The organism is Paenibacillus sp. JT22N12 (genome assembly GCF_056269365.1).
Map to the genome: position 1 here is coordinate 38,537 of NZ_JBWDNU010000007.1, position 14,180 is coordinate 52,716.

Genomic DNA, 14,180 nt, shown 5'->3' on the forward strand with positions numbered 1-14,180 from the left:
AGTTAACACTCCTTATAAGTGAAAAAAAAATGTCTGCATGCACTCCGCTGTTCTAAATGCCCGGCTGGCAAATCCGCGTCCCTCTTGGATTCGAAGCCATTTGTGTCTTTGTCTGTAGAATGCTACATAATGGCAGCCATGATTGCTTTTTGCGCATGCAGACGGTTCTCAGCCTGATCGAAAATAATAGAATGCTTGCCATCGATAATGCCTTCGCTCACTTCTTCGCCCCGATGCGCAGGCAGGCAGTGCATGAACAAGAAATCCTTCTTCGCATACTTGGCCAGCTCTTCGTTGACCTGATAGTTGGCAAAAGCGATTTCGCGGTCCTTCTGCTCCGCTTCAAAGCCCATGCTCGCCCAAACATCCGTGTATACAATGTCCGCATCGGCAATCGCTTCTTTGGGATCATAGCAAATATGAATGTGCGAGCCCGTCTCCGAAGCAATATCCTTCGTCGAGCGGATAATCTCTTCATCCGGCTCGTAGCCTTCGGGAGTCGCTACGGACATATGCATGCCGAGCTTGGCAGCCCCCATGAGCAGGGAATGCACCATATTGTTGCCATCCCCGATGTAGGCCACTTTCAGGCCTTCCAGGCGTCCTTTATGCTCTAGCACCGTCTGATAGTCGGCCAGCGCCTGACAAGGATGGGAAGCGTCCGTCAAGCCGTTTATAACCGGGATGGTCGCTCCGCGTGCCAGCTCGATCACCGTGCGGTGTGCGAAGGTGCGGATCATAATGCCGTCAAGATAACGCGACAGCACCTGCGCCGTGTCCCAAATGGTCTCTCCCCGTCCGATCTGCAAATCATTGCCGCTCAGGAACAGCGCATGTCCCCCAAGCTGGTACATCCCGACCTCGAAGGATACCCGGGTACGGGTTGAGGATTTCTCAAAAATCATTCCCAGCGTTTTGCCTTGAAGCGGGTGGTAGATTTCGCCCGCTTTTTGCTTATTCTTAAGCTCTATAGCCAGGTCGATCAGGTAGCGGACTTCCTCTGGCTTGTAGTCGGCCAAAGCGAGAAAATCGCGCCCCTTGAGATTGACCGCTAATTGTTCATTCAAAGCTTGCTGCATAGCTGTTGCTCCCTTCTGTGACTCTCTTGATTAAGCCGTAGCCGTCTGATCCGCAAAGATGGCGGCCAGCAGTGACACCGCTTGATCAATCTCCTCGCGCGATACGAGCAGGTTCGGCAGCAAACGGATCACGTTAGGGCCGGCACTCACGACGAGCAGACCGCGCTTCTGTCCTTCCGCAATTAACGCCGCGATCGGCTCCTTGCAGACGATCCCGATCATCAGCCCTTTGCCGCGGATAGTCTGAACCAGCGGATGTCCGTCAAGCTTGTCATGAAGCCTGGCGATCAGGTAATCCCCCATCTCCGCAGCACGGGCGGACAGATTATCGCCTACGATGGTTTCGACCGTTGCCTTGACCACTGCCGTTGCGAGCGGAGTGCCGCCAAACGTGGAACCGTGGCTGCCGGCGCTGAATGCTTCGACAAGATGGCCCTTCGCCAGCATGGCGCCCACTGGAAAGCCGCTTCCCAATCCTTTGGCAAGTGTGAAGATATCCGGTTCGATGCCATAATGCTCAAATGAAAACAGTTTGCCCGTACGGCCCATTCCGGTTTGAATCTCATCGATGATCAGGAGCAACCCGCGCTCCTTGCAGAGCTTCGCAACGTGCTGTAGAAATGCCGGCTCGACAGGTATTACGCCGCCTTCGGCCAATATTGTTTCCAGCATAATAGCTGCTGTTTTGTCTGTAATGGCTGCTTCCAGCGCTTCGATATCATGCAGCGGAATATAGCGGAACCCTTCCGGCAGCGGGCCGAAGCCCTCTTTGACCTTCTCCTGGCCCGTAGCCGTCAGCGTTGCCAACGTGCGCCCGTGAAAGGATTGTTCAAAGGTGATGATTTCATAGCGCCCGGTGCCGGCCACCTTCTGATGGTAGCGGCGGGCCAACTTGATCGCCGCCTCGTTCGCCTCGGCGCCGGAGTTGCAGAAGAATACGGCATCCGCGCTGCTGTTGTCAGTCAGCAGCTTCGCCGCTGCCTCCTGGTTTGGAATATGGAATAAATTCGACACATGCCACAGCTCATCCAGCTGCTTGATCAACGCTTCCTTGATGCGCTGAGGGGCATGGCCCAGGTTCGTAACGGCCAAACCGCACATGAAATCGAGATATTTGTTCCCTTTATCATCCCACAGCCAGCTTCCTTCGCCTTTGACAAGCGTGATCGGATATCGGGCGTAGGTTGGAAGCAGCGAGCTGTTCACGCTTCCTGCGGCTTGAGCGTTCAAACCAGTCTGAGGGCTAGCCTCGGATTGCTCTTGTATTTTCGTTCCAATTCCGCCCGTCTTCTGACCATCCGCTGCTGTTTTTTTGACATCGCTCATGATTGGCACACCTCTTTCATGAATATTATAGCGTCCTGCCGAGCCCGCCTGGTGCCTAATAATCTAGGACTGTACGATGCGCGTTCCGATTCCACCCTCCAGCACCGCTTTGCTCAGCACGCCCGGTTCATCGCCGCTGACAATAACAACCTCGCGCACGCGTCCCTGTATGCATTGAATGGCTGCACGCACCTTCGGAATCATGCCCCCGTATATCTCGCCGCTGGCAATCATAGCCTCTATCTCTTCGATCGTGACCGAAGAAAGCACCCGTTTCTCGCCGTCCACGGTTTTCAGAATCCCCGGAACGTCGGTAACGACAATCATTCGTTCCACCCCAAGATGGGAAGCTACCGCACCGGCTGCGGTATCGGCGTTGATGTTGTAGCGTTGACCGGCATCGTCAATACCAATGGGAGCAATAACCGGTATGTAGCCCATATCCATGACACCTTCGATAATGGATGCGTTCACCTGCGTCACATCACCTACAAAACCGATTTCAGCCGCATTGGCAACGGGCTGCGCTTGAATCAGCTTGCCGTCCACGCCCGATAGGCCAAGAGACTGGGCGCCGCTTTGCTGTATTTTACGAACAATCTCCTTGTTAATGCGTCCGCTCAGCACCATCTCCACGACATCCAGCACTTCTTCGCTGGTTTTGCGCAGGCCGTTTACAAATTCACTCTCAATGCCAAGCTTCTGCAGCGTCTCGGAAATCGCCGGACCGCCTCCGTGCACGATAACCGCCTTCACGCCCTTCTCCTGCAGCCCGCGCAAATCATCAAAAAAAGAATCAGACAGCGCGGCAAGCGTGCTTCCGCCGCATTTCATGACAAACCGCTGTTCCATAATCCGCTCGTTCCTTTCCCTTACGTCCGATATGCCGCATTAATGCGCACATAATCATAGGTCAGATCGCAGCCCCATGCAATTGCGGAGCCTTCAGCCATATGCAGGTCGACATAAATGACAACCGTATCGCCCTTCAAATATTCCAGCGCCGCTTCCTCGTCAAAAGCGACCGGCCGCGACTCTGCAAGCGTCACAATGTCCCCCAGCTGAATATCGACCGTATCCGGATTGACCGGCTGGCCTGCCCTGCCGACTGCGGCAATAATGCGGCCCCAATTGGCGTCCGCGCCGAAGATCGCAGACTTCACAAGGGACGAGCCGACGACGGTTTTGGCGATGGCCTGCGCCGCAGCATCCGATACCGCACCGCTCACCTGAACCTCCACCAGCTTCGTTGCCCCTTCGCCATCGCGTGCGATCGCTTTGGCCAGAACTTCACAAACATAGCGAAGCGCGGAAGAGAATGCCGCAAGATCCGGATGCGATTCATCCAGCTCCCGGTTGCCCGCCAGGCCGCTTGCCATTGCCAAAAGCATGTCATTGGTGCTTGTATCGCCGTCCACCGTAATCATATTGAAAGTAAGATCCGTCACTTGACGCAGAAGGGTGTGCAGTGCCGCACTGCCGATCGCCGCATCCGTGGTGACGAACCCCAGCATCGTTGCCATATTGGGGTGAATCATGCCCGAGCCCTTCGACGCTCCGGCAATGTGAACGGGTTTGCCGTCCACCATGACCGAAACGCAGACCTCTTTCTTCACCAGATCCGTTGTCAGAATCGCCTGGCAGAAATCATCCCCGCCCTTGCTGCTCGCAGCCAGCCTCTCCGGAAGCTCCGCGATGCCCTGGCGGACGCGGTCCATCTTGAGCGGCTCGCCAATGACCCCCGTTGAAGCGACGGCGACTTGATCGGACGGCACGCCAACGGCTTCGGCAAAATGGCTGCGCATCTCATAAGCGTCGGCATCGCCCTGCTTGCCCGTACAGGCATTGGCGTTGCCGCTGTTGACGATGACGGCGCGAAGTACGCCGCCTGAGCCGATGCTTTCGCGGGTTACCGCAATCGGCGCTGCCTGAAAGGCATTCAACGTATAAACGGCTGCTGCTGCTGCCGGCACCTCGCAGACGATTGCTCCCAAGTCATTGCGCGTCGTTTTTTTCAGACCGCAGTGAAGACCTCCCGCCGTGAAACCTTTGGGAGTTGTAATCGAGCCCTCCGGCACAACCGTGTAGGCGGCCGCTATGTTCCCCTGTCCCATTATTTGATCGAGTCTCCTTCTTCAGGTGGATAGATGAATGATTGCTTACGGATAAACGGGTACAAATTGCAGGCCAAGCGTCTCGTCCCAGCCCATCATCAGATTTAAATTCTGGATGGCTTGCCCTGCCGCGCCCTTGACCAAATTATCAATGACCGATACGATGGTTACCCGCCCCGTCCGCTCGTCCACGGCGAAGCCGATATCGCAGTAATTGGATCCCCATACTTCCTTGGTGGAAGGCCAGGTTCCGGCTTGGCGAACGCGGACAAAAGGTCGTCCTTCATAAAAGCTGCGGTACAACGCAATAAACTCGTCCGTGCTTCTCCCATCCTTGACCGTGGCATACATCGTGCTCATAATGCCCCTGGTCATCGGCACCAAATGAGTGGAGAATGTGGTAACGACCGGATAACCGGCTTCCGCAGAAAGCACCTGCTCAATCTCCGGAATATGCTGGTGTTTATTCAGTTTATAAGCGCTGAAATTCTCATTAACCTCGGAATAATGCGAGCCCAGATTAACGCCGCGCCCCGCTCCGGATACACCGGATTTGGCATCAATAATAATCGTGGCCGGATCTATGTAGCCCGCCTTAACGGCTGGAATCAAACCCAGCAGCGTGGCTGTCGAATAACAGCCGGGGTTTGAGATGAGCGTCTGATCGCGCACCGCATCGCCGTATATTTCCGCAAGCCCGTATACGGCAAGATCCAGAGCATTCTGGGAGGCAGGTGTTTTTTTGTACCAGGTTTCATAGACTTCGGGTGACTTCAAACGATGATCGCCGGAGAGATCAATCACTTTGAGACCTGCTTCAAGCATTGATGGCGCCAGCTTGCTGGCGATTCCGGAGGGTGTCGCTATAAAAACAACATCCGCTTTGCTTTTGATAAGTGCAGGATCCACATCATCAAGCAAATCGGTGCGAATTTCTGTTAAATGAGGATAACCTTCGGCTATTGGCGATCCTGCGCTCGACGAGGATATGACTGATGTCACCTCTGCCAGAGGATGGCTGGCGAGCAGCCGGATCAGTTCCACGCCCCCGTAGCCGGTTGAACCAATAATGGCTGTTTTCAGTTTTGAGCCCATACATGCCCTCTCCCATCCGCTAACTTCCTAACTATCCATTTTACACGAAGCGAGAGACAGAGGAAATAGCCAGGTTTTTGTATTATTATACATTCATAATTATAATAATTCAATACTAAATTCCTGGTCGCCACAGCTTGTTTCAGGGCAAATTGAAGCCTTCCCCCAGAACCTCCGCCGTATCGCTGATGATGACAAAAGCCTTCGGATCAACCGCCTTCACCAGCTGCTTCAGCTTGGACACCTCACCCCGCCCAACCACTACCATCAGCACGGAGCGCTCATCGCCGGTGAATCCGCCGCGGCCGTCAAGCCTGGTCAGTCCGCGGTCCAAATCATGAAGCACCACCTGGATGATGGCTTCCGGGCAATCGGTAATAATGAAAGCCACCTTGGAGATCGCAATTCCGGTCTGGACAAAATCAATCGTCTTGCTCGTCGCATATAAGCCGATCAGAGCATAAAGCGCATTCTCAGGCGCAATCAATATTCCTGCAGCGGCGATGACAAAACCGTCGAAACAAGCCACGGCAAGCCCCAGGCGCATGCCTGTATAACGATGCAGCAGCTGTGCCGCCAGATCCAGTCCGCCCGTGGACCCGCGCCCGCGGAAAACAAGGCCCAGACCTGCCCCGACACCAATGCCGCCATAGATCGCCGCAAGCAGCGCGTTGTCCGTGGGAGCCGGCCAGTGTGAGGTCAGGAGGACCAGCAGCGGCAAAACAAACGAACCCAGCGCCGTCTTCATCGCGAAACGGCCGCCCAGCAGCCATAGCCCCAGCAGAAACAGCGGCACATTGATCGCCCACTGCGTAAACGCCGGCGGGAATCCCGTCGCCCGCTGTACCAGGATGGAGATACCGGACACCCCGCCTGATGCGATACCCAACGGAACGAGAAACAGATTGAAGCTCGCCGCAATCAGCAGAGAGCCGATCAGCAGGAGCGCGATGTTGATCGTTGCCTCCGAGTAGCGGCTTCTGCTGCCGTTGCCTTTATTTGGCTTTTTGCGTTGGGGGGAGAACGTCTCGCTTCTGCTCCTCGTTTGCTGTTTTTCGATCATGGGGGCTCCTCCTTCTCAAATTGAGGATACCATCCTCAACTTATAATATGGTTGTATGTTCGCATCCTCCTGTGCGGAGGAGGACGCGGCTGTTCAATATTCACGGTCTCTGCGAAGCTGTACGAATCTCGAGCCAGACGTCCCGGATCTGTCCTCAGGCGGCGCCCCTATTAAAACAAGCAAAATACAGATCCAATTTTAAACTCTCTATAGTTGAACAAAAAAAAGAGCTCCAACACTTTAACAGTGTCGGAACTCTTGCCCTTGCCTATGCATGAATTGAGTAAGTTTATGTTTGTTCGTGACGAATCTGGCTGCGCAAATAGCCGTCGATGAAAATATCCAGATCGCCGTCCATCACGGCTCCCACATTTCCTGTCTCTACAGAGGTCCGATGATCCTTGACCATGCTGTAAGGGTGGAACACGTAAGAGCGGATTTGACTGCCCCAGCCGATCTCTGATTGCTCGCCGCGAATCTCCGCCAGATGCTTCTTCTGCTCTTCGATCTTGCGTTCATAGAGCTTGGAGCGGAGCATCTGCATGGCACGTTCGCGGTTCTGAATCTGGGAGCGCTGTGTTTGACAGGATACAACAATGCCGCTCGGAATATGCGTGATGCGGATAGCCGATTCCGTTTTGTTAATATGCTGCCCGCCTGCGCCGCTGGCCCGATACGTATCGACCTTCAGATCTTCCGAGCGAATGTCAATTTCGATGGTGTCATCAATTTCCGGCATGATATCGCATGAGGCAAACGAAGTGTGCCGGCGTCCCGAGGCATCGAAAGGCGATATGCGCACAAGACGGTGAACGCCTTTCTCCGCTTTCAAATACCCGTAGGCATTATAGCCCTTGATGGAGATGGTCACACTTTTGATGCCTGCTTCATCGCCTGCCAGATAGTCCAGCACTTCCACCTTGAAGCCATGCTTCTCGGCCCAGCGCGTATACATCCGATAGAGCATCTGACCCCAGTCCTGCGACTCGGTGCCTCCAGCTCCAGGATGGAGCTCAAGGATTACATTCAGCTTGTCGTAGGGTTCGCTGAGAAGGAGCTGCAGCTCGAAGTCGCTTACCTTCTTCACAAGCGCAGTCACACTCTTGGCCAAATCAGCTTCCAGGGACTCATCTCCCTCTTCCTCAGCCAATTCCAGCATAGTAGACAAATCCTCATGCTCATTGTTCATTTGGTTGTAGTCATCGACTACGGACTTAACGGCATTCAGCTCCGCTATGGTGCTTTGCGCCCGGTCATTATCATCCCAGAAATCAGGTGCTGTCATCTTCTCTTCGAAGTTGGCAATCATCTCTTGCTTAAGATCTAAGTCAAAGAGACCCCCTAAGTTCCTGGAGTCGCTTAGCCATTTCACGCATATCTTGTTTCACTGTAATATCTATCATGTTACGCCTTCACCTCATCCTGTCGATTGCCCTGCATCTTGCAGCGCGCTTAGGCCTGTTGACCATGGCACTGCTTGTATTTCTTGCCGCTGCCGCACGGACATGGATCATTACGTCCTACACGTTCGTCCTTCTTAACGGGGCGCTTCTCCTTCGGCTCGCTGCTGCCTCCGGTCTCCGTCTGTCCCTTGGCGACTTCCTGGCGCTCCAGATTGCTTTCAACCTGGGCCTTCATAATATATTTGGTGACTTCTTCCTGAATGTTATCAATCATTTCCTTGAACATTTCAAAGCCTTCAAATTGATATTCGCGCAGCGGATCCGTTCCGCCGTATGCACGCAAGTGAATCCCCTGACGCAGTTGATCCATCGCATCAATGTGATCCATCCATTTGCTGTCAACAGCCCTCAGCACAACAACCTTCTCGAATTCGCGCATCGTTTCGACGCCGATTTCTTCCTCGCGCTGGTCGTACAGGGCACTCACTTTTTCGTTCAGAAATTCTACAATTTCTTCCTTCTCTTTGCCCCACAGATCGTCTTTCGTGATCATGCCTTCATACAGGAACGTGCCCTGGGCATAATCGACGATCTCCTGCAGCTCCCAGTTCTCCGGCACCTCATCATCGGGACAATGCGCGCCGACAATCCGGTCGATAACCGGTGTAATCATATCCTGCACGATTTGGCGGATGTTATCCGAGTACAGCACTTCACGGCGCTGCTTGTATATGATCTCACGCTGCTGATTCATAACATCATCATATTGGAGTACGATCTTCCGCGTGTCAAAGTTGCTTCCTTCCACACGCTTCTGTGCGGATTCGATGGCCCGGGAAATCAGACGGCTCTCAATGGGCTGGTCTTCCTCGAAGCCCAGACGCTCCATCATGCTCATAATGTTGTCCGCACCGAAACGGCGCATTAATTCATCTTCAAGCGACAAATAAAACTGGGAAGAACCCGGGTCGCCTTGACGTCCGGCACGACCGCGAAGCTGGTTATCAATCCGCCGGCTCTCGTGTCGCTCCGTGCCCATGATATGCAGTCCGCCAATACCGGCAACCTCATCACCGAGCAAAATATCCGTACCCCGGCCCGCCATGTTCGTTGCGATGGTGACAGATCCGGCTTGCCCGGCGCGTGAGATGATTTCCGCTTCCTCGGCATGGTATTTGGCATTGAGTACCTTATGGGCCACACCGCGGCGCTTGAGCATCTCCGACAGCTTTTCCGAGTTTTCGATCGAGACGGTACCGACAAGCACCGGCTGATTCTTGCCGTGACGCTGCACGATTTCCTCTACAACCGCCTTGAACTTCCCGTTCTCGGTTTTGTAGACGACATCGGCGATATCATCACGAATCATGGTCCGGTTCGTTGGAACCTGGATGACATCCAGACCATAGATTTTCTTGAACTCTTCTTCCTCCGTCTTCGCCGTACCGGTCATCCCGGCCAGCTTGCGGTACATCCGGAAGTAGTTCTGGAATGTGATCGTTGCGAGCGTCATGCTCTCGTTCTGAACCTTGATCTGTTCCTTGGCCTCAATCGCTTGATGCAGCCCATCGCTGTAGCGGCGACCTGCCATCAGACGGCCGGTAAACTCATCGACGATGATAACCTCGTCATCCTGCACGATATAATCGACATCGCGTTTCATAATCGCATGCGCTTTGAGCGCTTGCTGGATATGGTGGTACAGCAGCACATTGGCATGGTCAAATAAATTCTCAATGCCAAAAGCGCGTTCGGTCTTCTCCACGCCCGCTTCCGTCAACGTCACCGAGCGGAGCTTGACATCGATCGTGTAATCATCCTCCGCCTGAAGCCGGCTTACGAAACGGTCGGCTGCAAAATAAAGCTCTGTCGATTTGGCGGCCTGTCCGGATATAATAAGCGGCGTTCTCGCTTCATCGACTAGGATGGAATCCACTTCATCTATAACGGCAAAATAAAGCGGACGCTGTACCATTTGTTCCTTGTACAGCACCATATTATCACGTAAATAATCGAAGCCGAATTCATTATTCGTTCCGTATGTGATATCGCAGGCGTATGCCTCTTGTTTCTCGGCATGGGATAAGCCATGCATATTGCAGCCTACCGTAAGTCCGAGGAAGTTATAAAGCTGCCCCATCTGCTGGCTGTCGCGGGAGGCCAAATAATCATTGACCGTTACCACGTGGACGCCTTTTTCGAGGAGAGCATTCAAGTAGACCGGGAGAGTCGCAACGAGCGTCTTCCCTTCCCCTGTTTTCATTTCGGCAATTTTGCCTTCATGAAGAACCATTCCCCCAACCAGTTGAACGTCATAATGACGTTTATCAAACACGCGAACGGAGGCTTCGCGTACAACGGCAAATGCTTCCGGCAGCAGGTCAATCAGCTCATCGCCGCCTTCGGCCAAACGGATCTTGAACTCGGCGGTTTTTCCCCGAAGATCCTCGTCAGATAATTGTGAAATCTTTGGTTCCAATTCATTAATTTGCTCTACAGTGCGCATGAGACGCTTGACTTCCCGTTCGTTCGCATCTCCGAATATTTTCTTTACAAGTCCGAGCATGGTCTTCCCCTTTCGTGGTTACGCCTAATGGATAAATTGTATCAGTTTGCGGCACTTCCCGCAATGCGAGTATAGCGTCAGCGACATTTTCCGCCAATGGTTATTCTTGCATTGTAAAAGGGCAGCGCTTCACGAGGAAGCCTGCCCTTGAATATTCATGAATGATAGAAGTTAAGTTTAGTATTGTTCAAGCAAGCCGTATTTGCCATCGTCTCTTTTGTAAACCACGTTCACTTCCTTGGTATCCACATTGGCGAACATGAAGAACGAATGGCCGACCATATTCATTTGAAGGATCGCTTCCTCCACATCCATCGGCTTCAGCATGAAGCGTTTGGTGCGGACAAGCTCATAATCATCCTCCTCCAGCACCTTGACCGGGGAAGTTTCATCCTTGAACAACATTTTGATTCCGCTCTCCTGGCGGAACTTGCGATTGATTCTTGTTTTATGTTTACGAATTTGCCGCTCCAGTTTGTCCACCACAACGTCAATTGAGGCGTACATGTCATCACTCTTTTCTTCGGCGCGGAGAAAAGCATTGGTCAGAGGGATCGTCACCTCAACGGCGTGTTTCCCTTTTGTGACGGACATCGTCACGGTTGATTCGGAGATTGGCTCTTCAAAATACCTATCCAGGCGACTAAGCTTCTTCACGACATAATCACGCATAGCGTCTGTCACTTGAATGTGCTGACCTCGAACATTGTATTTCATGGGCACTCCTCCTTTACATGTTCTTATTATATCATACCCCTCTGGGCGATCTCAAAAGCATTTTGTTGTTTTTTTCTGAATAATTTGAATATTTTAGATAAAACTTTTGAAGATTTCGTTGTTTAAGATTTAAGAGGAAATTCAGGTGTGATCAAATATAAAAAGCCCTGGTTTCCCAGGGCACTGCTTGCATTCTTGGTTAAGCGTGAACCATATATGGTGTGGCCGCTTAACAGCCGGATGATTACAGTTTATTAACGTTTGCAGCTTGCGGTCCGCGGGCGCCTTCCACGATGTCGAATTCGACCGATTGGCCTTCTTCCAGCGTTTTGAACCCTTCGGATTGGATTGCGGAGAAATGAACAAATACGTCGCCGCCTTGCTCAGTCTCGATAAATCCGTAACCCTTCTCAGCGTTAAACCATTTTACTTTACCTTGCATGCATAACATTCCCTTCATCTTCAAATAGCTGCGAGATCACGGTAAGCGTGGCCCGCAAATCGAATATACCACCGTTGTCACACAATTGTCAACGAATTTGTGTAAGCGAATACATTGCACTTATACCGGCAGTTATACCTACTATTTTATAAAGCGATAATAGACTTTTGAAACAGCCAAAATGACGTCTTGAATATCTTCTTGTGACATTTTTGGGAAGACAGGAAGAGATATTGCAGATTGATAAAATTGTTCGGCGTTCTGACATGATTCATCCGCATATCCATGCTCCCGATAATATGGCTGCTTATATACAGGAATATAATGAACATTGACCCCGATATTCTCGCCGCGCAGGGCTTCGAAGATTCCTTTGCGGTCAGTTATGAAGTGCTCCAGGTTCCATCGCAGCACATACAAATGCCAGCTGGACTGAGCGGACATATGCTGGTGAGGAATAATCAGACCGTTAAAACCGGAAAAAGCTTCATTATATTGCACCGCAATTTGCCTCCTCCGTTCCACGAACCGATCCAGCTTGTCCATCTGCGTCACACCCAGCGCAGCTTGAATATCCGTCATCCGGCAATTGAACCCAAGCTCCTGCATTTCGTAATACCACGGACCATCATTATCCTGCAGCAGCTTCGCGTCCCGCGTCATCCCGTGATTCCTGAAGAGCAGCAAACGTTGGTAGAATGCCTCATTATCCGTTACGATCATCCCGCCCTCACCCGTCGTTATATGCTTGACCGGATGAAAGCTGAACATGGTCATATCGCCGAATGTCCCAACTTTGCGATCTTCGTAAGATGCTCCCAAGGAATGCGCAGCATCATGGATGATGGTGAGGCCGTGATCACATGCGATCTTTTCAATCTCATCCATTTCAGCGGGTTGACCCGTAAAATCGACTGGAATGATGGCTTTTGTCCGGGAGGTGATCTTAGCCCTGATCTGCTCGGGAGAGATGTTGTAGGTTTCAGGATCGATATCTGCAAATACGGGATTTCCGCCCATATAGAGAACACAATTGCTGCTCGCTAAAAATGTAATTGGAGTCGTGATGACTTCGTCACCAGGACCGATACCAGCCGCGAAGCATGCACCATGCAGTGCCGCTGTGCCATTACAGAAGGCAACAGCGTATTTCACGCCGACATAATCCGCCACCTTTCGCTCGAAACGATCGATTTGCGGGCCTTGTGTAATAAAGTCGCTCCTGAGCACCTGAAGAACAGCGTCGATATCTTCTTCCTCCAGCCACTGCCTGCCATAAGGAAGCAACGTGCTGCGTACGGGCTGTGTGCCCGGAATCGTTTTATTTGACAAGAAGCTAACCTCCTTCCCACCTTCGATGCATTAGATCAAATCCGTCGATTGAATCCACTCTTCCGTTCTGCGGATTCCTTCCTCAAGTGTAGTATGCGGCTTCCAGCCCAACAATCTCTCTGCCTTGCTGGAGTTGCACAGCAGCTTCTGGATTTCACTTTGAGGATGGATGTGCTCAACATGTTTAATTCGGCTCCCGTTACCGGCAATCATAAGCGCGAGTTCATTAACGCTGATATCACGGCCAAGTCCCGCATTTACGACCTCGCCATTAACGCTGTCATTGTAGCCCGCTTCCACAACAAAACGCGCGCAATCCTCGACATACAACAGATCACGCGTCTGCGTACCTTCCCCGTAGATATTCAGGTCCTTGCCTGCCAGCTTATTTTTTAGGAATATAGCGACTACGCCGCCTTCCCCGCCGGTCTTCTGATAAGGTCCGTATGTATTGAAGGGGCGAATCACGACTGTCGGAAGCCCATAGGCGTGATAATAGGAGAGAACCATATTCTCGGCAGCAATCTTTGCACCCGCATATGGGGAAGCCGGTTTGGTCGGATGAAGCTCCGTGATACCGCTCTCCTCCGTGCAACGGTCATAGACCATGCAGGTACTCATGAAGACCACTTTGACGTTGTGCTGCTTGCACTGCTCCAAGATGTAAAAAGTGCCTGTCGTGTCGTTGTTAAAAGTCGTCCGCGGGTCATCGATAGAGTCCTGAACATTGATGGAGGCGCCGAGGTGATAGCAAATATCGAATTGGTGCCGGTTGAATAGTTGGCTGAGCAGGACTTCGTCGAGTATAGAGCCTGGGATAAAAGCCCTCAGGCCGCTATGTTCGCGGAATTCTGCAAGATTCGCCTCTCTGCCATTGGAGAGGTCATCCAGTATCCAAACCTGGTGGCCGTCCTTCAACAGACGATCCGTGACCCAGCGGCCGATGAAGCCGGCTCCGCCGGTAAGTAGTATATTCATGTTTTGGGGATCCTTTCTGGCCTTATAGATCTGACATTAATTTTGTGGCTACAATTGCGTTCTGG

12 protein-coding genes are annotated in these 14,180 nt (G+C 52.2%); all 12 read right to left on the reverse strand.

Translation table 11 applies throughout. The features are described from left to right. Positions 1–122: 122 nt before the first annotated feature. The 12 genes from argF to AC0YOA_RS23630 all read right to left on the reverse strand — a co-directional run bounded on the left by argF (position 123) and on the right by AC0YOA_RS23630 (position 14,115). Positions 123–1,079, reverse strand: a complete 957-nt coding sequence (argF, locus tag AC0YOA_RS23575) for an ornithine carbamoyltransferase (RefSeq protein ID WP_475788723.1) — start codon at positions 1,077–1,079, stop codon at positions 123–125. Between the two features lie 30 nt (positions 1,080–1,109). After that, positions 1,110–2,405 carry an acetylornithine transaminase gene (locus AC0YOA_RS23580; protein WP_475788724.1) on the reverse strand — a complete coding sequence of 432 codons (1,296 nt, stop codon included), beginning with the start codon at positions 2,403–2,405 and terminating at the stop codon, positions 1,110–1,112. Positions 2,406–2,468: 63 nt separating this feature from the next. Further along, the gene (gene argB / locus AC0YOA_RS23585) at positions 2,469–3,257 is read right to left on the reverse strand and encodes an acetylglutamate kinase (RefSeq protein ID WP_475788725.1); all 789 of its coding nucleotides are present in this window, start codon (positions 3,255–3,257) and stop codon (positions 2,469–2,471) included. A gap of 20 nt (positions 3,258–3,277) precedes the next feature. Next, a complete protein-coding gene (argJ, locus tag AC0YOA_RS23590) occupies positions 3,278–4,519 on the reverse strand; it encodes a bifunctional ornithine acetyltransferase/N-acetylglutamate synthase (protein WP_475788726.1) in 1,242 nt (413 codons plus the stop codon). Between the two features lie 45 nt (positions 4,520–4,564). After that, positions 4,565–5,614 carry an N-acetyl-gamma-glutamyl-phosphate reductase gene (gene argC / locus AC0YOA_RS23595; protein WP_475788727.1) on the reverse strand — a complete coding sequence of 350 codons (1,050 nt, stop codon included), beginning with the start codon at positions 5,612–5,614 and terminating at the stop codon, positions 4,565–4,567. A gap of 142 nt (positions 5,615–5,756) precedes the next feature. Continuing rightward, on the reverse strand, positions 5,757–6,677 hold the full coding sequence (locus AC0YOA_RS23600) for a YitT family protein (RefSeq protein WP_475788728.1): 921 nt from the start codon (positions 6,675–6,677) through the stop codon (positions 5,757–5,759). Between the two features lie 289 nt (positions 6,678–6,966). Beyond that, positions 6,967–8,080, reverse strand: a protein-coding gene (gene prfB, locus AC0YOA_RS23605) for a peptide chain release factor 2 (RefSeq protein WP_475769670.1) whose coding sequence is annotated in 2 segments (ribosomal slippage) — positions 6,967–8,007 and positions 8,009–8,080 — 1,113 coding nt in all. Because the reading frame shifts where the segments join, the coding sequence is not laid out codon by codon here. Between the two features lie 49 nt (positions 8,081–8,129). Next, positions 8,130–10,646, reverse strand: a complete 2,517-nt coding sequence (gene secA, locus AC0YOA_RS23610; RefSeq protein ID WP_475788729.1) for a preprotein translocase subunit SecA — start codon at positions 10,644–10,646, stop codon at positions 8,130–8,132. Positions 10,647–10,823: 177 nt separating this feature from the next. Beyond that, on the reverse strand, positions 10,824–11,363 hold the full coding sequence (gene hpf, locus AC0YOA_RS23615; RefSeq protein WP_210038982.1) for a ribosome hibernation-promoting factor, HPF/YfiA family: 540 nt from the start codon (positions 11,361–11,363) through the stop codon (positions 10,824–10,826). Positions 11,364–11,607: 244 nt separating this feature from the next. Then, positions 11,608–11,805, reverse strand: a complete 198-nt coding sequence (locus tag AC0YOA_RS23620) for a cold shock domain-containing protein (RefSeq protein ID WP_125666700.1) — start codon at positions 11,803–11,805, stop codon at positions 11,608–11,610. A gap of 141 nt (positions 11,806–11,946) precedes the next feature. After that, entirely contained in the window at positions 11,947–13,137 is a 1,191-nt protein-coding gene (gene pseC, locus AC0YOA_RS23625) for a UDP-4-amino-4,6-dideoxy-N-acetyl-beta-L-altrosamine transaminase (protein ID WP_475788730.1), read from the reverse strand. Between the two features lie 30 nt (positions 13,138–13,167). Further along, complete coding sequence (locus AC0YOA_RS23630; protein ID WP_475788731.1) at positions 13,168–14,115, reverse strand: dTDP-glucose 4,6-dehydratase; 948 nt, start codon at positions 14,113–14,115, stop codon at positions 13,168–13,170. Between the last annotated feature and the right edge of the window lie 65 nt (positions 14,116–14,180).